A 20,812-nucleotide genomic window follows, 5' to 3' on the forward strand; every position below is an offset into this window, starting at 1 on the left:
CGTTACGCTTGGCGTAACTTTTCCACGCCGAGCTTGATTGATGCCCGCCGGGCTGCGCTCCTATGGTGGCTGCCACGACAGCGAACCTGTGGAGCGAGCATGACAACGACACTATCTCCCGACCCGCGCTGGTCGCGGCGGCGCAGCGAGAAGCAGCGGCGCCTCGAGCAGGTGCGGGCCATCGCCGATGGCGTGGTGTTGCCGACCGACAAGATCGTCGCGGCGCTGGAGGCGCTGATCCTGCCCGGCGACCGGGTGGTGCTGGAGGGCAACAACCAGAAGCAGGCGGACTTCCTTTCCCGGTCCCTGGCCAAGGTCGATCCGGCCAGGCTCCACGACCTGCACATGATCATGCCCAGCGTCGGTCGCGCCGAGCACCTGGACCTGTTCGAACGCGGTATCGCCCGCAAGCTCGACTTCTCCTTCGCCGGGACCCAGAGCCTGCGCATCAGCCAGTTGCTCGAAGACGGGCTGCTGGAGGTCGGCGCCATCCATACCTACATCGAACTCTATGCCCGGCTGGTGGTGGACCTGACGCCCAACGTGGTGCTGTGCGCCGGTTTCATGGCCGATCGCGCCGGCAACATCTACACCGGCCCGAGCACCGAGGACACCCCGGCGCTGGTGGAACCGGCGGCCTTCAGCGATGGCATCGTCATCGTCCAGGTCAACCAGCTGGTGGACGACGTCAGCGAGTTGCCCCGGGTGGATATCCCGGCCTCCTGGGTGGACTTCGTGGTGGTGGCCGACCAGCCGTTCTACATCGAGCCGCTGTTCACCCGCGACCCGCGCCATATCAAGCCGGTGCACGTGCTGATGGCGATGATGGCGATCCGTGGCATCTACGAGAAGCACAACGTGCAATCGCTGAACCACGGCATCGGCTTCAATACCGCGGCCATCGAGCTGATCCTGCCCACCTATGGCGAGTCCCTGGGGCTCAAGGGCAAGATCTGCCGCAACTGGACCCTCAATCCCCATCCGACCCTGATCCCGGCCATTGAAAGCGGCTGGGTGGACAGCGTGCATTGCTTTGGCACCGAACTGGGCATGGAAAGCTACATTGCCGCCCGTCCCGATGTGTTCTTCACCGGTCGCGACGGTTCCCTGCGCTCCAACCGGATGTTCTGCCAGCTGGCCGGGCAATACGCGGTGGACCTGTTCATCGGCGCCACCTTGCAGGTGGATGGCGACGGCCATTCCTCCACCGTGACCCGTGGCCGCCTGGCCGGTTTCGGCGGAGCGCCGAACATGGGCCACGATCCCCGGGGCCGGCGCCATGGCACCCCGGCCTGGCTGGACATGCGCCTGGACCAGGGCGCGGCGCCGCAGGCCCTGCTGGAGCGGGGCAAGAAGCTGGTGGTGCAGATGGTCGAGACCTTCCAGGAGGGCGGCAAACCGACCTTCGTCGAGACCCTGGACGCGGTGGACGTGGCGAAGAAAAGCGGCATGCCCCTGGCGCCGATCATGATCTATGGCGACGACGTCACCCACCTGCTCACCGAAGAAGGCATCGCCTACCTGTACAAGGCCCGCACCCTGGAGGAGCGCCGAGCGATGATCGCCGCCGTGGCCGGAGTCACCGCCATCGGCCTGCGGCATGACCCCAGGGATACCCAGCGCATGCGCCGCGAGGGCCTGGTCGCCTTGCCCGAGGACCTGGGCATTCGCCGCACCGACGCCAGCCGCGAGTTGCTGGCGGCCAAGAGCATCGCCGACCTGGTGCAGTGGTCCGGCGGCCTGTATCACCCACCTGCCAAGTTCAGGAGCTGGTAATGCATGCATTCAACCTGCAATCCCGGCCCCTGGGGCTGGCCGAGCGCCTGGCGGACCTGGCGGTGGACGCGCTGATCGACGAGGCCGACCTGTCGCCCAAGCCGGCCCTGGTGGACCGCCGTGGCAGTGGTGCCCACAGTGACCTGCACCTGGGCCTGATGCACGCCTCGGCCCTGAGCCTGTGGCCGGCCTTCAAGGACATGGCCGAGGCCGCGCAACAATTCGCCCGTATCGATTTGCCGCTGCGCGAAGCCTTGGGGCGCAGCGGTCGCGAAGGCGAGCGGGCGATGCTGGCCACCACCGGCGGGGTGAACACCCATCGTGGGGCGATCTGGGCCCTGGGCCTGCTGGTGGCCGCCGCCGCCCTGGAGCCCGGCTCCGGGGCGGCCGGCAGCGTCGCCTGGCGCGCCGCGCGCCTGGCGCTGCTGGAAGACCGGCATGCGCCACGGCCCTTGAGCCATGGTGCCCAGGTGGCGCAGCGCTACGGCGTAGGCGGCGCCCGGGAGGAGGCCCAGCAGGGCTTTCCCGCGGTGCTGCAATGGGGCCTGCCGCAACTGCGGCGCAGTCGTGCCCGGGGTCATGGCGAGCAGAACGCCCGGCTCGATGCGCTGCTGGCGATCATGACCCGGCTGGCCGACACCTGCGTGCTCTACCGCGCGGGCGAAGCGGGCCTGCGGGCCATGCAGGATGGCGCCCGGGCGGTGCTGGAGGCCGGCGGCAGCGCCAGCCTGGCCGGACGCCGGCGCTTGCACCAGCTGGACCTGCAACTTCTGACCTTGAATGCCTCGCCCGGTGGCGCCGCCGACCTTTTGGCCGCCTGCCTGCTGCTCGACCGGATCGAGGCCGCCGCCGACCAGGGAGCGAACTGATGGAAACCTTGTCCTTTGAATTTCCCGCCGGCCCTTCCGGTCGCGGCCGTGCGCTGGTGGGTTGTGTCGGCTCCGGCGACCTGGAAGTACTGCTGGAGCCGGCGCCGGCCGGCACCTTGAAGATCCAGGTCCAGACCTCGGTCAATGGCAGCGCCGCACGCTGGCAGCACCTGTTCCAGCGCATGTTCGCCGGGCAGACGCCACCGGCGCTGCTGATCGACATCCATGACTTCGGCGCCACCCCGGGGGTGGTGCGCCTACGCCTTGAACAGGGCCTGGAGGAAATCGCCCATGACTGACAGCGCACGCTTGCTCGACCAGCACAGCTTCGTCGAACTGGGTGCCCGGCAGCGAGCCCGGGCGTTGCTGGACGCCGGCACCTTTCGCGAACTGCTCGACCCTTTCCAGCGGGTCATGTCGCCCTGGTTGCCGCGCCAGGGCGTGGTGCCCCAGGCCGATGATGGGGTGGTGATCGCCAAGGGCAGCATCGCTGGGCTGCCGGTGGTGATCGCCGCCATCGAAGGCGCATTCCAGGGCGGCAGCCTCGGCGAAGTGGGCGGGGCGAAGATCGCCGGCGCCCTTGAGCTGGCGGCCGAGGACAACCGCCAGGGCATCGCCACCCGCGCCGTGCTGCTGCTGGAGACCGGCGGTGTGCGGTTGCAGGAGGCCAACCTGGGGTTGGCGGCGATCGCCGATATCCATGCCGCGATCGTCGACCTGCGCCAGTACCAGCCGGTGCTTGGCGTGGTGGCTGGCAGCGTCGGCTGCTTCGGTGGCATGTCGATCGCCGCCGGCCTGTGCAGCTACCTGCTGGTGACCCAAGAAGCGCGGCTGGGCCTGAACGGGCCGCAGGTGATCGAACAGGAAGCCGGGATCGAGGAGTACGACTCCCGCGACCGGCCTTTCATCTGGAGCCTGAGCGGCGGCGAGCAGCGTTTCGCCAGCGGCCTGGTGGATCGCTATGTGGCCGATGACGTGGCGCAGATCCGGGCCCAGGTTCGCGAATTGCTGGCCCTCGGTCTGCCCGAGCGGCAACGCAGCCACCAGGCCGAACACTATCTGCAATGCCTGGCCCGGCTGGACACGGCGGCGCAAATCGATGCGGCGACGGTTCGCGATCTGTATCAAGGAGACCGCTCATGAGTGCACGTTCTTTGCGGGGCCTGAACTGGTTCAACGCCCTGAGTGGCGGCGCCGCTTCGGTGGCCGGCCTGCCGCCATCGCTGCGGGTGGCCGATGGTGAACTGGGGGGGCAATCGGTTCGTTTTATCGCTGTGGTGGCCGACCCGGAGAATCGTTTTCCCCGCGCCCGCCAGGGCGAGGTCGGCCTGCTGGAGGGCTGGGGCCTGGCCAAAGCGGTGGATGAAGTGATCGACGCCGACCGCGATCAGCCGCGCAAGCGACCGCTGATCGCCATCGTCGATGTGCCGAGCCAGGCCTATGGCCGGCGCGAAGAAGCCCTGGGCATCCACCAGGCCCTGGCCGGCGCCGCCGACAGCTACGCCCGGGCCCGCCTGGCGGGGCATCCGGTGCTCGGCTTGCTGGTGGGCAAGGCCATGTCCGGGGCGTTCCTGGCCCACGGCTACCAGGCCAACCGGCTGATCGCCCTGCGCGACCCGGGCGTGATGGTGCACGCCATGGGCAAGGCCTCGGCGGCGCGGGTCACCCTGCGCAGCGTCGAGGAACTGGAAGCCCTGGCCGCCAGCGTGCCGCCCATGGCCTACGACATCGACAGCTATGCCGGCCTGGGCCTCTTGTGGAAAACCCTGCCGGTGCAGCGCATCGAACAACCGACCCCCCAGGACCTGGACCAGGTCAGCGAATGCCTGCTGCAAGCCATTGTCGATGTACGGGCCGCTGGCGTTGGGCTCGAAGGGCGCCTGGGGGCGGCGAACCGGGAGGCCTCGAGCCGGGTCCGCCAACTGCTGCGGGAGCAATGGTGAGCGCCGGCGCTCACTGGTTGCCCCATGACCTGCTGTGGGGCCTGGAGCCCGGGCAACTGGCGGTGGATGCGCCGGAGTGGGCGCGGCAGGTGCTGGAGCAGGGGCAACCGGTGGTGGTGCGCCGGGCGGTGAGCGCTGCCGGTTCGGTCGCCGTGGGGCTGCGTGGCCCGGCCCGGGAGCAGCGTTACCCGGCGTTGCTGGCGCTGGACGCGGTGCAGCGTGGCGTCCGCCCGGAGGCGTTGCGCCACGTGCCGTCGAGCCGGGCCTGGCCGGCGCTCCAGGCCCTGGACCAGTTGCGTGGCCCGCTGGACGCCCTGGGGCTGGCCTGGGGCGTGGGCGGCAGCGCCGGCTTCGAGCTGGCCAGCGGGGTGGCCGCATTGCACCAGGACAGCGACCTGGACCTGATTCTCCGGGCACCTGAGCCGCTGTCCCGGGCCCGGGCGCGGGAGCTGCTGGCACTGCTCGATGGCGCCGTGTGCCGGGTCGACCTGCAATTGCAACTGCCGGCCGGGGGCCTGGCCCTGCGGGAGTGGGCCGGGGGCGCCTCGCGGGTACTGCTCAAGAGCGCCAGCGGAGCGCGGTTGGTGCGCGATCCCTGGTGCCCAGGGGAGTTGGCGGCATGAGCAGCTTGCTGGTATTCCCGGGCCAGGGGGCGCAGCAGCCGGGGATGCTCCAGCGACTGCCCGAGCGGCCGGAGGTCGTGGCCTGCCTGCGCGAGGCCAGTGATGTGCTGGGGCAGGACGTGCTGGGCCTGGACTCGCCCCAGGCCCTGGCCGGGACCCGGGCGGTGCAGCTGTGCCTGCTGATTGCCGGGGTGGCCTGTGCCCGGACCCTGCTGCACGCCGATTGCCCGGTGGACTACGTGGCTGGCCTGTCCATCGGCGCCTATCCGGCGGCGGTGGTGGCCGGGGCCCTGGATTTCGCCGATGCCCTGCGCCTGGTGAGCTTGCGCGGGGAGCTGATGCAGCAGGCTTATCCACAGGGCTACGGGATGACCGCGCTGATGGGCCTGGACCTGGGCACGGTGGAGGCATTGCTGGCCCGGGTCCATGGCCGCGAATCGCCGGTGTACCTGGCCAATATCAACGCCGACACCCAGGTGGTGATCGCCGGCAGCGAGGCGGCGATGCAGGCCGTGGCCGAACTGGCCCGGGCCCGTGGCGCCGTGGTGGCCAGGCGCCTGGCGGTCAGCGTGCCGTCCCATTGCCCGTTGCTGGAGCAGCCGGCCCAACGGTTGGCCGAGGCGTTCGCCAGGGTGCCGATGGGGCCGCCCCGGCTGGGGTACCTGAGTGCTAGCCGCGCGCGGCCATTGCGCACGGTGGAGCAATTGCGCGACGACCTGGCCTTCAACATGTGCCGGCTGGTGGACTGGCGCGGCACCGTGCAGGGCGCCTATGAGCGCGGCGTACGGTTGCAGATCGAACTGCCGCCCGGGGCGGTGCTCAGCGGCTTGGCGCGCCGGGTGTTCGAGCAGGGTTCGGTGCTCGCCTTCGATGGCGCCCGTCCGGACACCTTGCAGGCGCTATTGCGCGAGGAGGGCCGCCGCGACCGATAGAACCGCGACCCAGGCTGGCGAAGCACAAGAACAACAACTTCGACGATGCACTGCGAGGACAACGACAATGATTATCTATGGTGTGGCATTGCTGGCGATCTGCACGCTGGCGGGAGTGATTATCGGCGACATGCTCGGCGTGTTGCTGGGGGTGAAGTCCAACGTCGGCGGGGTCGGCATCGCCATGATCCTGCTGATCTGCGCGCGCTTGTGGATGCAGCGCCATGGCGGCATGAGCAAGGACTGTGAAATGGGCGTCGGCTTCTGGGGCGCCCTGTACATCCCGGTGGTGGTGGCCATGGCCGCCCAGCAGAATGTGGTCACCGCGCTACATGGCGGACCGGTGGCGGTGCTGGCAGCCATCGGCTCGGTGCTGGTGTGCGGCTGCACCATCGCCCTGATCAGCCGGACCCACAAGGGCGATCCGCTACCGCAGGAGCCGGGCATCGAAGCCGCGCCGGCGGGAGGGCGCTGAAATGTGGGACCTGATCGAGAAAGGCCTGGAACACAACGGCCTGGTCACCGCCTTCGCCTTCGTCGGCGTGATCATGTGGGTCTCGGTGCTGCTGTCCCGGCACCTGACTTTCGGTCGCGTGCATGGATCGGCGATCGCCATCGTCATCGGCCTGGCCCTGGCCTGGGTCGGCGGCACCCTGACCGGCGGCCAGAAAGGTCTGGCGGACCTGGCGCTGTTTTCCGGCATCGGCCTGATGGGCGGTGCCATGCTGCGGGATTTCGCCATCGTCGCCACGGCCTTCGAAGTCCAGGCCACCGAGGCCCGCAAGGCCGGGTTGATCGGCGCCGTGGCGCTGCTGCTGGGCACGGTGCTGCCGTTCATCGTCGGGGCGAGCATCGCCTGGAGCTTTGGCTATCGCGATGCGGTGAGCATGACCACCCTCGGTGCCGGCGCCGTGACCTACATCGTCGGCCCGGTGACCGGCGCGGCCATCGGCGCCAGCTCCGATGTGGTGGCGCTGTCGATCGCCACCGGCCTGATCAAGGCGATCCTGGTGATGGTGGGCACGCCCATGGCGGCCCGCTGGATGGGCCTGGACAACCCGCGTTCGGCCATGGTGTTCGGTGGCTTGGCCGGGACCGTCAGTGGGGTCACCGCCGGGCTTGCGGCCACCGATCGGCGCCTGGTGCCCTATGGGGCGCTGACGGCGACCTTCCACACCGGGTTGGGGTGCCTGCTGGGGCCGTCGCTGCTGTTTTTCATCGTGCGTGGGCTGGTGGGCTGACCCGATGTCATGCACACCTGCGACACTCTGGCGCTCTAACCCTGCCGGTTGGCATACATCCGGCATTCGGCCAGCAGCGCCAGCAGGTTCGGGTCGCGCTCCTTGGCCTTGAGGAAGACCACGCCGATATGTTGCTGCAGGCGGTAGCGCGCCTGCAGCGGTATCAGCTTCACGCGGTTCTCGTAGACGGCGGCGATCCTGCCCGGCAGCAGCGCATAACCCACCCCCGAGCTGACCATGCTCAGCAGGGTGAAGATATCGTTGACCTGCATCGCCACCTTCGGCTCGAACCCCGCTTGCCTGAACACCCGCACGCCGTCCTGGTGGGTGGCGAAACCCTGGGTCAGGGTGATGAACGTGGCGTCGCGCACAGCCGCCAGGTCCACTTCGCGCTCTTGGGCGAAGGGCGAGTCGGCCGGGGTGGCGAGGAAGATATCGTCGGAGAACAGCGGCAGCTGTTCGCAGTCCGGATCGCTGACGCTGTCGTCCAGGGATACCAGGATCGCATCCACTTCCATGTTCTTGAGCTTGTATAAAAGATCGATGTTGGAGCCCAGGATCAGGTCGATGTTCAGCTCGCTGCGCCGCAGCTTCAGGCCCATGATCAGTTGCGGCACGGTTTTCACGGTCAGGGAGTAAAGCGCGCCGAGCTTGAAACGTTCTGCCGAGAAACCAGCGGCTTCACGGGTCAGGCGCACGCTCTCGACCACGTCCTGCACCAGCTTCTGCGCCCGCTCTTCCAGCACAAAGGCGCTTTCCAGCGGGGTCAGGTTGCGTCCTTCGTGCTTGAACAGCGGGCAGCGCAGGGCGTTTTCCAGGGAGTGGATGGCCCGGTGCACGCTGACATTGCTGGTTTGCAGTTCGCTGGCGGCGCGAGCCAGGTTGCCGGTGCGCATGAAGGCCAGAAACACTTCGAGTTTTTTGAGGGTCAACTCTTCGTCGATGAGCATGGTCCGGACTCTGGTGGCGAGGGCCTGATGATGCCCGATGAGTCGTCATGTGACCGCTGGTTTTTTCAGCGGCGCGCCCCCATGGACATATTGCGCTTGCACACTGCAGGCGCAGGCCCGTCGCTGGCCTTGCGGTCGAACGCAGCGGCCCGCAGTGGGTCTGCTGGGATGGTTGTGGATGTTTTCAGGGTGACTGATCGATGTATCACGGAGAAAGACTCAACGCCTGGACCCACCTCTTGGGGGCGGTCGCGGCGTTTATCGGCGGTATCTGGCTGGTGGTGCTGGCCAGCCTCGACGGCAGCCCGTGGAAGATCGTCGGGGTGGCGATCTATGCCTTCACCTTGCTGGTGCTCTACAGCGTGTCCACGGTCTACCACAGCGTGCGGGGGCGGGCGAAGAACATCATGCAGAAGGTCGATCACTTCTCGATCTACCTGCTGATCGCCGGCAGCTACACGCCGTTCTGCCTGGTGACCTTGCGCGGGCCCTGGGGCTGGACCCTGTTCGGCATCGTCTGGGGCCTGGCCTTGATCGGCATCCTGCAGGAGATCAAGCCGCGCTCCGAAGCGCGGGTCCTGTCCATCGTGATCTACGCGGTGATGGGCTGGATCGTGCTGGTGGCGGTCAAGCCGCTGCTGGCGGCCCTGGGGCCGGCGGGCTTCACCTGGCTGGCGGCGGGCGGGGGGGTGTACACCGTGGGGATCATCTTCTTCGCCCTCGACAACCGCCTGCGCCACGCCCACGGCATCTGGCACCTGTTCGTCATCGCCGGCAGCCTGCTGCACTTCGTCGCCATCCTGTTCTATGTGTTGTGATCGGCACGCCTTATCGTTCCGCGCGGGTAGCCTCGCTCCTACAGGTACGGTGATCCCTGTGTAGGAGCGAAGCTGGCTCGCGATGACATCCTGACCGGCGGCCTCAATCGGCGGCCATCAACCGATCCAGTTGCTCCTGGGCCTGCCCGCCAAAGATCTCCAGCAAGCTGCTCAAGGTATGGGGCGGCGGTTCGGCGGCCCGGCTCACGGCATACAGGGTGATGGGCAGCGACGGGCTCAGGGGGCGGATCGCGGTGCTGGCCGAGGACGCGCCCAGGGCGGTGAAGGGATCGATCAGCGCCAGGCCGGCGCCGGACTCCACCATGGCCCGGGCCAGGGAATAGGTCTGGACCGCGATGCTCACCCGGGGTGGTGGTTCCACGGCCTTGAGATAACCGTCGAGCCGGGCCGACAGCGGGTCGGCGCTGCTCAGGCCGATCAGCGGTGCGCCTGCCAGTTCTTGCAGCGCCAGGGGCTGGCCCAGGCTGCCATCGGGCCAATAGCCGCTCGGGGCCAGGGCCACCAGCACGCCCTGGGCCAGGACCTGGCCGTTCAGGCCGGGGTGATCCGGGCGTTGCAGGGTCAGGGCCACATCGATTTCGCGCATCAACAGGTTCTGCACCAGTTCGCGGCTGTGGGCGCTGGACAGCTCGCAGAGGCTGTCCGGGTAGCGCCGGGTCCACTCGCTGATGGCCGGCGGCAGCAAGGCCAGGGCCAGGGCCGGGGTGGCGCCGATGCGCAGGCTGTGGCCCGGCGCCCGGCGCAGGTTCTGGGCCAGGCGGCGCACGCCCTGCAGGCTCTCGCTGACCTTGTCCACCTCCCGCTCCAGCTCCAGGGCTTCCGGGGTCGGTTGCAGCTTGCCGCGCACCCGCAGGAACAGCGGGAAACCCAGCTGCAGTTCGGCGTGCTGCAGCACTTTGGTCACCGCCGGCTGCGAGACGTGCAGCAATTGCGCGGCACCGCTGATGGAGCCGGTCTGGCGGATGGCCTGGAAGATCTCGATATGGCGAAGGCGCATGGCAAGTCCATAACCTTTGTTTATGGGTGGTCCATCTTTATTCATTGTCCGGCGCCTGTCACCTGCCCCTAACCTTGGGTCCATCGAACGACGGTCCAGGGGCAATCATGAGTCAGCGGGTTTGCATCATCGGTGGTGGCGTCATTGGCCTGGCCAGCGCCTATGCCCTGGTCCGCCAGGGCCTGGAGGTGACCCTGGTGGAAGCCCAGGACAGCCTCGGCAGCCAGACCAGCTTCGCCAACGGCGGCCAGCTGTCCTATCGCTACGTGGCGCCGCTGGCCGATGCTGGCGTGCCCTGGCAGGCCCTGGGCTGGATGCTCAAGGGCGATTCGCCGTTGCGCCTGCGGCCACGCCTGGACCCGGCGCAGTGGCGCTGGCTGGCGGGGTTCCTGGGGGCTTGCCGGCACTCGGTGAACCAGCGCAATGGCGCCCATTTGCTGCGGTTGGCGCTGCTCAGCCAGGAGACCCTCAAGACCTGGCGCGAAGCCGACGGCCTGGCGGACTTCGACTGGCGGCGCAACGGCAAGCTGGTGACCTTTCGTGAGGCCGGCAGTTTCGAACACGCCCGGCACAACCTGTCCGACCCGCGCCAGCAGCAGGTGCTGACGGGGGCCGAATGCGCCAGCCTGGAGCCGGCCCTGGGCGATGCGCCCTTCATCGGTGGCATCTATACCCCGGACGAAGAGGTGGCCGACTGCCATGCTTTCTGCCAGCAGTTGGCGGCACGCCTGCGGGCGTCCGGACGTTGCCAGATCCTCCTTGGGCAGCGAGTTCGCGGCATCCGGCACCAGGGCGACCGGGTACAGGCCATCGACCTGGGCGAGCGCCAGCTGGCGGTGGACCACCTGGTGCTGGCTGCCGGGCACCGCAGCTCCGAGTTGCAGCTGCCTGGGCTCAAGCTGCCGCTGTACCCGCTCAAGGGCTACAGCCTCAGCGCGCCCATCGGCCCGCAGCACCGAGCGCCGGAAATCAGCATCACCGACTACAACCGCAAGATCGTCTACGCGCGGATCGGCCAGCAGCTACGGGTCGCGGCCATGGTCGATATCGTCGGCTTCGACCCGGCCCCGGACCCCGGGCGCCTGGCCCTGCTGCGGCGCCAGGCGGCGCAGACCTTCGCCCATGCCGGCGATTACCAGGCCGCCGTGGAATGGGCCGGCATGCGCCCGGCGACCCCCAGCGGCGTGCCGCTGGTGGGGGGCACCGCCTACCGCAACCTGTGGCTCAACCTCGGCCATGGCGCGCTGGGTTTCACCCTGGCCTGTGGCAGCGGCCAGTTGCTGGGCGAACTGATCGGCCAGCGTCCCACCAGTATCGACATGCAGGGCCTGGCGCCACGCGCCGCCTGAGTCATCACCAGGAGTGTTTCCAATGAGTATCCAGCGTCTGCATAGCAACAACCGCCTGAGTGGCGCCGTGACCTTCGCCGAACTGGTGTTCCTTTCCGGCCAGGTGCCGGAGGCCAGCCAGGACATCGCCGGCCAGACCCGCGAGGTCCTGGAGAAGATCGATGCGCTGCTGGCCGAGGTCGGCAGCGACAAGGACCACGTGCTCAACGCCACCATTTATCTCAAGGACATCCAGGCGGATTTCGCCGGCATGAACGAGGTGTGGTCGGCCTGGCTGTCCCCCGGCCAGGCTCCGGCGCGCACCACTTTGCAGGCAGCCCTGGCGCGCCCGGACATCCTCGTCGAAATCAGTATCATCGCCACCCGTCGCTGAAGCGCCTTCATCCCCAACGGAGAATAACAATGCACAAGAAGATCACGTTGCTCGGCTGCACCCTGGGCCTGCTGTTCAGCGCCATGGCCCAGGCCAACGAGGCGCCCCTGGAGGGAACCCTGGCCAAGATCGCCAACAGCGCCAGTATTACCTTGGGATATCGCGATGCCTCGGTGCCGTTTTCCTACGTGGCGGACAACAGCGGCAAGCCCATGGGTTATTCCGTGGAGCTGGCGGGCAAGGTGGTGGAACGCATCCAGCAGCAGTTGCAGCTGCCCAAGCTGGCGGTGAAGTACAACCTGGTGACCTCCCAGACCCGCATTCCGCTGGTGCAGAACGGCACCGTGGACCTGGAATGCGGCTCCACCGGGGTGACGGCCGAGCGCCAGAAGCAGGTGGCCTTCTCCTATGGCTTCATCTACGTCAAGGGCCAGTTGCTGACCGCCAAGGACAGCGGGATCAAGAGCTTCGCCGACCTGCGGGGCAAGAATGTGGTGACCACCGCCGGCACCACCAACGAGCGCTTTCTCAAGAGCTACAACGTCGAGCACAAGATCGACATGTTCGTGATCAGCGCCAAGGACCACGGCGAAGCCTTCCAGATGCTCCAGTCGGGGCGCGCGGCGGCGTTCTACATGGACGATGCGCTGCTTTACGGCGAGCGGGCCAAGGCCCGTGATCCGCACAACTGGATCGTGGTGGGCGAGGAGCAGTCGCGGGAGATCTACAGCTGCATGGTGCGCAAGGACGACCCGCAGTTCCTGGCCTTGGTCAACACCGCCCTGGCGGATCTGTATCGTTCCGGCGAGATCAACGGGATCTACCAGCGCTGGTTCGAGCAGCCGATCCCGCCCAAGGGGCTGAACCTGGAATTCCCCATGACCAGCGAGCTGAAGGCGATCATCGCCAAGCCCACCAGCGATCCGGTGCAGTAACGCCGTCCCGTGGCCTGCCGGCTGTTGTAGGAGCCAGGCTTGCCGGCGATGGGGCGCCACGGTGTGCCAGGCAACGGCGGGGGGCTAGAAGTCGCCCCAGAGCTGCTGGGCCACGGCCAGGGCCACCACTGGCGCGGTTTCCGTACGCAGTACCCGTGGACCCAGGCGCGCCGGCAGGAAACCGGCGCCCTGGGCCTGTTCGACTTCGGCGTCGGACAGGCCGCCCTCGGGGCCGATCAGGAAGGCCAGGGTGCCCGGGCGGGCGTGGCTTTCCAGTGGCTGGGCCACCGGGTGCAGCACCAGCTTGAGGTCGGCGGCGGTCTGCTTGAGCCAATCCGCCAGCAACAGCGGCGGGTGGATCACCGGGACCTTGGAGCGCCCGCACTGCTCGCAGGCGCTGATGGCCACCTGGCGCCAATGCAGCAGGCGCTTGTCGGCCCGTTCATCCTTGAGCCGCACCTCGCAGCGTTCGCTGAAGATCGGCGTGATCTGGTCGACACCCAGCTCGGTGGCTTTTTGGATCGCCCAATCCATGCGTTCGCCACGGGACAGGCCCTGGCCCAGGTGGATACGCAGCGGCGACTCGGGCTGGCCGGCGAAGCTCTCGTCGAGGCTGATCCGCACGCGCTTCTTGCCCACCTCCACCAGGGTGCCGCGAAACTCCTGCCCCGAACCGTCGAACACCTGCAACGCATCGCCCTCGGCCATGCGCAGCACCCGTGCGATGTAGTGGGCCTGGGCTTCGGGCAGCTCGTGCTCGCCAAGGCCCAGGGGGGTGTCGATAAAGAAGCGGGACAATCTCATCTGTGGTCTCTGTTGAAGTCGGATCGGTGGGGGCGGGTGCGTGGCCTGTGCGGCCACGCTCGGGCGGGCCTCAGCCCGGATCGCGAAAACCCGGGTGGAAGTCCTTGGGCACCGCCACGCTGACGCTGTCCCGGGTGGCGATGTCGATGCCTTCGCTGGCCACTTCGGCGAGGAAGTCGATCTGCTCCGGGGTGATCACGTAGGGCGGCAGGAAGTACACCACGCTGCCTAGCGGACGCAGCAGGGCGCCACGGCTCAGGGCGTGTTCGAAGACCTTCAGGCCACGGCGTTCCTGCCAGGGATAGGCGGCCTTGCTGGCCTTGTCCTGGACCATCTCGATGGCCAGCGCCATGCCGGTCTGGCGGATCTCGGCGACGTGGGCGTGATCGGCCAGGTGCGCGGTGGCGCTGGCCATGCGTGCGGCCAGGGCCTGGTTGGCCTGGATCACGTTGTCCTGTTCGAAGATATCCAGGGTCGCCAGCGCCGCGGCACAGGCCAGCGGGTTGCCGGTGTAGCTGTGGGAGTGGAGGAAGGCGCGCAGGGTCGGGTAGTCGTCGTAGAAGGCCTGGTAGACCTTGTCGGTGGTCAGGCAGGCAGCCAGGGGCAGGTAGCCGCCGGTCAGGGCCTTGGACAGGCACAGGAAGTCCGGGCGGATGCCGGCCTGCTCGCAGGCGAACAGGGTGCCGGTGCGACCGAAGCCCACGGCGATTTCGTCGTGGATCAGGTGCACGTCGTAGCGGTCGCAGGCCTCGCGCAGCAGCTTGAGGTAGACCGGGTGGTACATGCGCATGCCGCCGGCGCCCTGGATCAGCGGCTCGACGATCACCGCCGAGATCGTCTCGTGGTGTTCGGCCAGGGTCTGCTCCATGGCGGCGAACATGTTGCGCGAATGCGCTTCCCAGCCCATGCCTTCAGGGCGGTGGTAGCAGTCGGGGCTGGGCACCTTGAGGGTGTCCAGCAGCAGGGCCTTGTAGGTCTCGGTGAACAGCGGCACGTCGCCCACCGACATGGCGGCGATGGTCTCGCCGTGGTAGCTGTTGGTCAGGGTGACGAAGCGCTTCTTCGCCGGTTTGCCGGTGTTCTGCCAGTAGTGGAAGCTCATCTTCAGCGCCACTTCGATGCACGACGAGCCGTTGTCGGCGTAGAACACCCGGTCCAGCCCGGCGGGGGTCATGGCCACCAGGCGCTCGGACAGCTCGATCACCGGCTGGTGGCTGAAGCCGGCCAGGATCACGTGCTCCAGCTGGTCGACCTGGTCCTTGATGCGCTGGTTGATGCGCGGGTTGGCGTGGCCGAACACGTTGACCCACCAGGAACTGACCGCATCCAGGTAGCGCTTGCCCTCGAAATCTTCCAGCCAGACACCTTCGCCCCGCCGGATCGGGATCAACGGCAGTTGTTCGTGGTCTTTCATCTGGGTGCAGGGATGCCACAACACCGCGAGATCGCGTTGCATCCACTGGTTATTCAGGCCCATGTACAGTCTCCTGGAGGTGCTCGCAAAATGGCGCGGGCAAACGATCGAGCAAGCCTATGCAATGCATGGCCGTGGGACAACCTGGTTGTGCGAGGTAGCGCCGCGGGTGTGGCCCATCCTGGACAAAGACGCCGGTGATGGAGGCCAAGGCACGGGGACGGGGGACTTGCCCGTAGAGGAACTTGAGGGACTTAATCTTTACTTAACTCGCTCGGTACAGACTATCGATCGTATTTCTCGATATTTCAAAGCGAAAATTTCCGCTTTAATTCGATAGGTAAATCGATAGTCTTGGCCAGCGTTTCTTACAGGATGCGACACAATGCAGTTACGTAATTCTTCTTCGCGCTACGGCTGGGTAAGCATTGTTCTGCACTGGGGCGTGGCCCTGGCGGTATTCGGACTGTTTGCCCTGGGCCTGTGGATGGTCGGCCTGGACTACTACAGTACCTGGCGCAAAGACGCGCCGGACCTGCACAAGAGCATTGGCCTGACGCTGTTTGCGATCATGCTGCTGCGGGTGCTGTGGCGGTTCGTCAGCCCACCGCCGCCGGCCCCGGCCAATCATGGCCGCCTGACCCGACTGGGGGCCAAGCTGGGACACGCGTTCCTCTACCTGGGCCTGTTCGCGGTGATGATCGCCGGTTACCTGATCTCCACCGCAGACGGCGTGGGTATCCCGGTATTCGGCTTGTTCGAAATTCCTGCCCTGGTATCCGGACTCCCGGACCAGGCAGATGTGGCAGGTGCGGTGCATTTGTACCTGGCCTGGGTGCTGGTAGTCTTTGCCGGCATCCATGGACTGGCTGCATTGAAGCACCACTTTATCGATCGTGATGCGACCCTCACCCGTATGCTGGGCCGCAAAGCCTGATGTTCAACCTTGACTCGAAAGGAATGGAAAGCATGTTGAAAAAGACTCTCGCCGCTCTGGCAATCGGATCTGCTGTATTGGCGACCGGCCAGGCAATGGCAGCGGACTACGTGATCGACAAGGAAGGCCAGCACGCCTTCGTCGACTTCAAGATCAGCCACCTGGGCTACAGCTTCATCACCGGTACCTTCAAGGACCTGGACGGCAAGTTCAGCTTCGACGCGGCCAAGCCTGAAGACGCCAAGATCGAAGTCAACGTGCGTACCGCCAGCGTGTTCACCAACCACGCCGAGCGTGACAAGCACATCACCAGCAAGGACTTCCTGGACGCTGGCAAGTTTGCCGACGCCAAGTTCGTCTCCACCAGCGTCAAGCCAACCGGCAAGAACGCTGATGGCAAGCTGACCGCCGACGTAGCCGGCGACCTGACCCTGCATGGCGTGACCAAGCCTGTCGTGGTCAAGGCCACCTTCCTGGGTGAAGGCAAGGATCCATGGGGCGGCTACCGCGCTGGCTTCGAAGGCACCACCAGCATCAATCGCCAGGACTTCGGCAAGATGATGGACCTGGGCCCGGCGTCCAATAACGTCGACCTGTACATCACCTTCGAAGGTGTGAAAGCCAAGTAATGCTTCGCCTGTAGCCGCTGCCGCAGGCTGCGACAAGGCCCGCAGGGCCTTCGCGATCTGCGCCGCGCTGCTGCCATCGGCGCGTTCGCGCCCACGGCACGCACAAGAAAACGCCCCCGGCTCCAACCGAGGGCGTTTTGCATTGCAGCTCGCTTAGCGGTTACGCGTCAGCAGGGCCGGTTTTTCGCCCCGTGGGCGGCTTGGCAACTGTTCCAGTTGTTCAGGCGTCGGGAAGCGATCGACCTTGGACTCCTTGTGCATGATCTTCGGCTGGACGCTCCGAGGATTCTGCACGGCAGGTTCCTGGCGGCCTTGATCGTCACGGCCACGACGGTTGCGCGAATCGTCGCGACGGCCCTGGCCATCACGGGAAGCACCATTGCGCTGGCCGTTGCGTTTGGCCGGCGTGCCACCGTTGCTGTTGCTGGCTCCGCTACCGTTGCGCGGATTGCCATTGCGACCCTGGCCGCCGTTGCGCTGCCCATTGCCGCCAGTGCCCTGGCCCGGGGTTGCGGGGCGACGGCCGCGGCCTTGCTGGTTGCCCTTGTTCTGGTACGGGCTGACGTAGTCGGCGCGGTTGCCGAAGTTGTCCACGTCGTCATCGAGGAACTCGTCCGGCGCCCGGTCCGGGCTTGGGACTGGCTGGCGTTGTTCGCGCGGCGCGGCTTTTTCGCGAGGCTTCTGCTCGCGAGCCTGGCGCTCGCCACGGGCCGGCTTGTCCTTGCCGCCCTTGTCCTTGCCCTTGTCCTTGCGACCGCCACCGCCGCCATTCGGGTTGTCGCCGCGGGGCGCGCGGGCGTTGCGCGAGTTACGGGTGTCCGGACGCTCGCGCACTTCTGGTTTCTCGGCTTCCACCGCGCTGGCATCGAAGCCCATCAGGTCGCCATCGGCGATCTTCTGTTTGGTCATGCGCTCGATGCTCTTGAGCAGCTTCTCTTCGTCCGGGGCCACCAGGGAGATGGCCTCGCCCGAACGGCCGGCCCGGCCAGTACGGCCGATACGGTGGACGTAGTCTTCGTCGACGTTGGGCAGCTCGAAGTTGACCACATGGGGCAGTTGGTCGATGTCCAGGCCGCGGGCGGCGATATCGGTCGCCACCAGGATCCGCACTTCGCCGGCCTTGAAGTCGGCCAGGGCCTTGGTGCGGGCGTTCTGGCTCTTGTTGCCGTGGATCGCCATGGCGCTCAGGCCATGCTTGTCCAGGTATTCGGCCAGGCGGTTGGCGCCGTGCTTGGTGCGGGTGAACACCAGGACCTGTTCCCAGGCACCTGCGGTGATCAGGTGCGCCAGCAGCGCGCGCTTGTGGCTGGCCGGCAGGCGGAAGACCCGCTGCTCGATCCGCTCCACCGTGGTGTTCGGCGGGGTGACCTCGATGCGCTCGGGGTCGTGCAGGAGCTTGCTGGCCAGGTCCGTGATGTCCTTGGAGAAGGTCGCGGAAAACAGCAGGTTCTGGCGCTTGGCCGGGAGGCGGGCGAGGACTTTCTTGACGTCATGGACGAAGCCCATGTCGAGCATGCGGTCGGCTTCGTCCAGGACCAGGATTTCCACGTGCGACAGGTCGATGCTGCCCTGGCCGGCCAGGTCCAGCAGGCGGCCGGGGCAGGCCACCAGCACGTCGACGCCACGGGCCATGGCCTGCACCTGCGGGTTCATGCCGACGCCGCCGAAGATGCAGGCGCTGACGAACTTCAGGTCGCGGGCGTACAGCTTGAAGCTGTCGTGCACCTGCGCGGCCAGTTCGCGAGTCGGGGTCAGGACCAGGACGCGAGGCTGGCGCGGGCCGTGACGTTGGGATTTGTCCGGATGACCATTGGGAAACAGCCGCTCCAGGATCGGGAGGGCGAAACCGCCGGTTTTACCAGTACCTGTCTGTGCCGCGACCATCAGATCGCGACCTTGCAACACGGCGGGAATGGCCCGCTGTTGCACCGGAGTAGGCTGGGTATAGCCGGCTGCTTCGATGGCGCCGACTAAAGCCTCGGAGAGACCGAGGGAAGCAAAGGACATGAGTAATCCTGTTTTAGTGAGGGCTTGGCCCAAAGGGATGATCTTGCCGGGCGCGAATGGCGTTCAAGAGGACGCAATCCCGTCCGGTCCTGCTGGCCTGGGAAGACATCCACCGAGGGCTCGCGCGGGCCGGTCGGCTGCGCCGTAGCGGGGTGGAGATGTCTTGAACAGGATCCCAGCGTCCGGGCGTGAGCCTGGCGGGAGGCCGGAGTATAACAGAGCATTCAATGCGCGCCGCTTTCCTGCTGCTCAACGGTTTTTTCCGATTCGCGGGTCGAAGAGGATCTGACAGGCGGCAGCACGGGTTCCGCGCCATATTTGGCGCTCAGCGCGGCATAGCCCGGTTCACGCTTGAAACGCTTGAGTTCGGCACCGAAGCGCTGCACCAGCAGGTCCATGCCAGCCTGGCGGCGCACCGCCAAGTATTGCTGCTGGCGGCTGACGACCAGGGGGTTCTGGCTGATCTGGTCGCGGATGCCGAGGGTGTCCAGCAGGTGCTGGCCGACCCGCTTGTCGGTGATCAGCAGGTCGATCCGGCCCAACAGCAATTTGCCGAAGTTGGCCTCGTGGGTGGGGGCGGGCTCACGGTTGAATAGCGTGGAGTTGCTGAAATCTTCGCTGTACAGGTAGCCAGGGGAGGTGCCGATGGTCAGGCCCTTGAGCTCGTCCAGGCGCTTGAACGGATGGGGGCGGCGGTTGGCGTAGAACATCACGAACTCGACTTCCGATAGCGCCTCGCTGGGGTAGAGCAGGGTGCTGTCGCGCTCGTCGCTGTGGAAGATATCCAGAGCGCCGTCGGCCTGACCGGTTTCCAGCATCGCCAGGCAGCGCTTCCAGGGCAGGAACTGCCATTGCACCTCGATGCCCAGGCGCTGGAAGACGATGGCGGTGGTCTCGTAGTCCAGCCCCAGGGGCTTGCCGTTTTCCTCGTAGACATAGGGGGCCCAGGGTTCGGTGACGATGCGTAGCGTCTCGCCATGGGCGGCGAGGCTCAGGCAAGCGCAGAGAAGGGTGGTCAGCAACCGGGCAATGACGGACATTGCTGGAGAGTACGCCGAGAGATCATGCAAATGCTAGGGGCAGTTCCTGGCGCTCTAGATCAGGCCTGGCGCGGGTATGGAGGCCCCGGTCGGCACCGGGGCCGGTGTTGCCTTGCCGGTCAGCGCGGCAGCTTCAGGTTGTTCCAGATCGCCAGGCTCGGTTCCGCCTGGTTCAGGGTGTAGAAATGCAATCCCGGGGCGCCGCCTTGCAGCAGGCGTTCGCACATCTGGCTGATGACCTGTGTGCCGAAGGCCTGGATGCTGGTGCTGTCGTCGCCATAGGCTTCCAGCTGCTTGCGGATCCAGCGCGGGATCTCGGCGCCGCAGGCGTCGGAGAAGCGCGCCAGCTTGCTGTAGTTGGTGATCGGCATGATGCCCGGCACGATCGGGATGTTCACGCCCAGCTTCTGCACGCGCTCGACGAAGTAGAAGTAGCTGTCGGCGTTGAAGAAGTACTGGGTGATCGCGCTGTCGGCACCGGCGTTGGCCTTGCGCACGAAGTTCTGCAGGTCGTCCTCGAAATTGCGCGCTTGCGGGTGCATTTCCGGGTAGGCGGCGACTTCGATGTGGAAATGACTGCCGGTCTCTTCACGAATGAAGTTCACCAGGTCATTGGCGTGGCGCAGCTCGCCGCTGGCCATGCCCATGCCCGAGGGCAAGTCGCCGCGCAGGGCGACGATACGCTTGATGCCGGCTGCCTGGTATTGCTGCAGCAGGCCGCGCAGATCGTCCTTGCTGTCGCCCACGCAGGACAGGTGCGGTGCCGAAGGGACTTTTACTTCGTTCTCCAACTGCAGCACGGTGTTGACCGTACGATCACGGGTCGAACCGCCGGCGCCGTAGGTGCAGGAGAAGAAGTCGGGGTTGTAGTCGGCCAGCTGACGGGCAGTGGCGAGCAGTTTTTCATGCCCAGCATCGGTCTTGGTGGGGAAGAACTCGAAGCTGTAGCGACGGTCTTGGGACATGGAGGAAACCTCCAGCTACAAGCCGCAAGCTTGCAAGCTGCAAGAGAAGCGGGGGTGCGCTCGTCTCTTGTACCTGGAGCCTGGAGCCTGACACTGTTTTGGCAAATGGGGGCCAAGCCGTGGGCTTCGTGCGGCAAGGTCGGCTTTTGGCCTTTACTTGCCGCTTGAAGCTCAAGGCTTGCAGCTGCT

Annotated in this window: 22 protein-coding genes; 15 read left to right on the forward strand and 7 right to left on the reverse strand. The window is 66.6% G+C overall.

Features of this window, described 5'->3' with window-relative positions:
• The first annotated feature begins 99 nt into the window (after positions 1 to 99).
• The 9 genes from mdcA (at position 100) to madM (ending at position 7,384) form a co-directional block, all read left to right on the forward strand.
• On the forward strand, positions 100 to 1,776 hold the full coding sequence (gene mdcA / locus ACK6AU_RS11245; protein WP_185697068.1) for a malonate decarboxylase subunit alpha: 1,677 nt from the start codon (positions 100 to 102) through the stop codon (positions 1,774 to 1,776).
• A complete protein-coding gene (locus ACK6AU_RS11250; RefSeq protein ID WP_409299335.1) occupies positions 1,776 to 2,645 on the forward strand; it encodes a triphosphoribosyl-dephospho-CoA synthase in 870 nt (289 codons plus the stop codon). Before mdcA ends, ACK6AU_RS11250 begins: the two co-directional genes overlap by 1 nt.
• Positions 2,645 to 2,944 (forward strand): malonate decarboxylase subunit delta, encoded by a 300-nt coding sequence (locus ACK6AU_RS11255; protein ID WP_022641603.1) that lies wholly within the window; start codon positions 2,645 to 2,647, stop codon positions 2,942 to 2,944. Before ACK6AU_RS11250 ends, ACK6AU_RS11255 begins: the two co-directional genes overlap by 1 nt.
• Positions 2,937 to 3,788 carry a biotin-independent malonate decarboxylase subunit beta gene (locus ACK6AU_RS11260; RefSeq protein ID WP_409299337.1) on the forward strand — a complete coding sequence of 284 codons (852 nt, stop codon included), beginning with the start codon at positions 2,937 to 2,939 and terminating at the stop codon, positions 3,786 to 3,788. Before ACK6AU_RS11255 ends, ACK6AU_RS11260 begins: the two co-directional genes overlap by 8 nt.
• Positions 3,785 to 4,588, forward strand: a complete 804-nt coding sequence (gene mdcE / locus ACK6AU_RS11265) for a biotin-independent malonate decarboxylase subunit gamma (RefSeq protein WP_409299339.1) — start codon at positions 3,785 to 3,787, stop codon at positions 4,586 to 4,588. The genes ACK6AU_RS11260 and mdcE overlap by 4 nt, the downstream gene beginning before the upstream one ends.
• Entirely contained in the window at positions 4,582 to 5,211 is a 630-nt protein-coding gene (locus ACK6AU_RS11270) for a malonate decarboxylase holo-ACP synthase (protein WP_409299341.1), read from the forward strand. The genes mdcE and ACK6AU_RS11270 overlap by 7 nt, the downstream gene beginning before the upstream one ends.
• Entirely contained in the window at positions 5,208 to 6,143 is a 936-nt protein-coding gene (gene mdcH / locus ACK6AU_RS11275) for a malonate decarboxylase subunit epsilon (RefSeq protein ID WP_409299343.1), read from the forward strand. The genes ACK6AU_RS11270 and mdcH overlap by 4 nt, the downstream gene beginning before the upstream one ends.
• A 67-nt stretch (positions 6,144 to 6,210) precedes the next feature.
• Positions 6,211 to 6,618 carry a malonate transporter subunit MadL gene (madL, locus tag ACK6AU_RS11280; protein ID WP_185697074.1) on the forward strand — a complete coding sequence of 136 codons (408 nt, stop codon included), beginning with the start codon at positions 6,211 to 6,213 and terminating at the stop codon, positions 6,616 to 6,618.
• A 1-nt stretch (position 6,619) separates the two neighbouring features.
• Entirely contained in the window at positions 6,620 to 7,384 is a 765-nt protein-coding gene (madM, locus tag ACK6AU_RS11285; RefSeq protein ID WP_185697075.1) for a malonate transporter subunit MadM, read from the forward strand.
• 35 nt (positions 7,385 to 7,419) lie between these two features.
• Here madM and ACK6AU_RS11290 read toward each other — a convergent pair whose 3' ends face one another.
• A complete protein-coding gene (locus ACK6AU_RS11290) occupies positions 7,420 to 8,334 on the reverse strand; it encodes a LysR substrate-binding domain-containing protein (RefSeq protein ID WP_409299346.1) in 915 nt (304 codons plus the stop codon).
• A 200-nt stretch (positions 8,335 to 8,534) separates the two neighbouring features.
• Here ACK6AU_RS11290 and trhA point away from each other — a divergent pair, with 200 nt between their 5' ends.
• Positions 8,535 to 9,152, forward strand: coding sequence for a PAQR family membrane homeostasis protein TrhA (trhA, locus tag ACK6AU_RS11295; RefSeq protein ID WP_409299348.1), 618 nt, complete (start codon positions 8,535 to 8,537; stop codon positions 9,150 to 9,152).
• A 103-nt stretch (positions 9,153 to 9,255) separates the two neighbouring features.
• Here the strand turns inward: trhA and ACK6AU_RS11300 are convergent, their stop codons facing one another.
• The gene (locus tag ACK6AU_RS11300; RefSeq protein WP_185697077.1) at positions 9,256 to 10,170 is read right to left on the reverse strand and encodes a LysR family transcriptional regulator; all 915 of its coding nucleotides are present in this window, start codon (positions 10,168 to 10,170) and stop codon (positions 9,256 to 9,258) included.
• Between the two features lie 107 nt (positions 10,171 to 10,277).
• On the opposite strand from ACK6AU_RS11300, the gene ACK6AU_RS11305 reads away from it, so the two are divergent.
• The 3 genes from ACK6AU_RS11305 to ACK6AU_RS11315 are packed head-to-tail and all read left to right on the forward strand — an operon-like array spanning position 10,278 to position 12,827.
• Positions 10,278 to 11,519, forward strand: a complete 1,242-nt coding sequence (locus tag ACK6AU_RS11305; RefSeq protein WP_185697078.1) for a D-amino acid dehydrogenase — start codon at positions 10,278 to 10,280, stop codon at positions 11,517 to 11,519.
• A 22-nt stretch (positions 11,520 to 11,541) separates the two neighbouring features.
• Positions 11,542 to 11,892, forward strand: a complete 351-nt coding sequence (locus ACK6AU_RS11310) for a RidA family protein (protein WP_409299351.1) — start codon at positions 11,542 to 11,544, stop codon at positions 11,890 to 11,892.
• A gap of 29 nt (positions 11,893 to 11,921) precedes the next feature.
• The gene (locus tag ACK6AU_RS11315) at positions 11,922 to 12,827 is read left to right on the forward strand and encodes a transporter substrate-binding domain-containing protein (RefSeq protein WP_409299353.1); all 906 of its coding nucleotides are present in this window, start codon (positions 11,922 to 11,924) and stop codon (positions 12,825 to 12,827) included.
• Positions 12,828 to 12,911: 84 nt separating this feature from the next.
• Here the strand turns inward: ACK6AU_RS11315 and ACK6AU_RS11320 are convergent, their stop codons facing one another.
• Both ACK6AU_RS11320 and ACK6AU_RS11325 read right to left on the reverse strand, forming a co-directional pair.
• The gene (locus tag ACK6AU_RS11320; protein ID WP_185697081.1) at positions 12,912 to 13,631 is read right to left on the reverse strand and encodes a 16S rRNA (uracil(1498)-N(3))-methyltransferase; all 720 of its coding nucleotides are present in this window, start codon (positions 13,629 to 13,631) and stop codon (positions 12,912 to 12,914) included.
• A 70-nt stretch (positions 13,632 to 13,701) separates the two neighbouring features.
• A complete protein-coding gene (locus tag ACK6AU_RS11325; RefSeq protein ID WP_185697082.1) occupies positions 13,702 to 15,108 on the reverse strand; it encodes an adenosylmethionine--8-amino-7-oxononanoate transaminase in 1,407 nt (468 codons plus the stop codon).
• A 322-nt stretch (positions 15,109 to 15,430) separates the two neighbouring features.
• Between ACK6AU_RS11325 and ACK6AU_RS11330 the strand changes: the two genes are divergently transcribed.
• Positions 15,431 to 15,982, forward strand: a complete 552-nt coding sequence (locus ACK6AU_RS11330) for a cytochrome b (protein WP_185697083.1) — start codon at positions 15,431 to 15,433, stop codon at positions 15,980 to 15,982.
• A gap of 32 nt (positions 15,983 to 16,014) precedes the next feature.
• Positions 16,015 to 16,611 carry a YceI family protein gene (locus ACK6AU_RS11335; RefSeq protein ID WP_185697084.1) on the forward strand — a complete coding sequence of 199 codons (597 nt, stop codon included), beginning with the start codon at positions 16,015 to 16,017 and terminating at the stop codon, positions 16,609 to 16,611.
• 153 nt (positions 16,612 to 16,764) lie between these two features.
• Here the strand turns inward: ACK6AU_RS11335 and ACK6AU_RS11340 are convergent, their stop codons facing one another.
• The 3 genes from ACK6AU_RS11340 to metF all read right to left on the reverse strand — a co-directional run bounded on the left by ACK6AU_RS11340 (position 16,765) and on the right by metF (position 20,623).
• The gene (locus ACK6AU_RS11340; RefSeq protein ID WP_409299356.1) at positions 16,765 to 18,618 is read right to left on the reverse strand and encodes a DEAD/DEAH box helicase; all 1,854 of its coding nucleotides are present in this window, start codon (positions 18,616 to 18,618) and stop codon (positions 16,765 to 16,767) included.
• A 224-nt stretch (positions 18,619 to 18,842) separates the two neighbouring features.
• A complete protein-coding gene (locus ACK6AU_RS11345; protein ID WP_185697086.1) occupies positions 18,843 to 19,658 on the reverse strand; it encodes an ABC transporter substrate-binding protein in 816 nt (271 codons plus the stop codon).
• Positions 19,659 to 19,777: 119 nt separating this feature from the next.
• Positions 19,778 to 20,623 (reverse strand): methylenetetrahydrofolate reductase [NAD(P)H], encoded by an 846-nt coding sequence (gene metF / locus ACK6AU_RS11350; protein ID WP_409299359.1) that lies wholly within the window; start codon positions 20,621 to 20,623, stop codon positions 19,778 to 19,780.
• Positions 20,624 to 20,812 lie beyond the last annotated feature (189 nt).

The sequence above is a fragment of the Pseudomonas sp. KCJK8993 genome, from assembly GCF_046230915.1.
GTDB lineage: Bacteria > Pseudomonadota > Gammaproteobacteria > Pseudomonadales > Pseudomonadaceae > Aquipseudomonas > Aquipseudomonas piscis.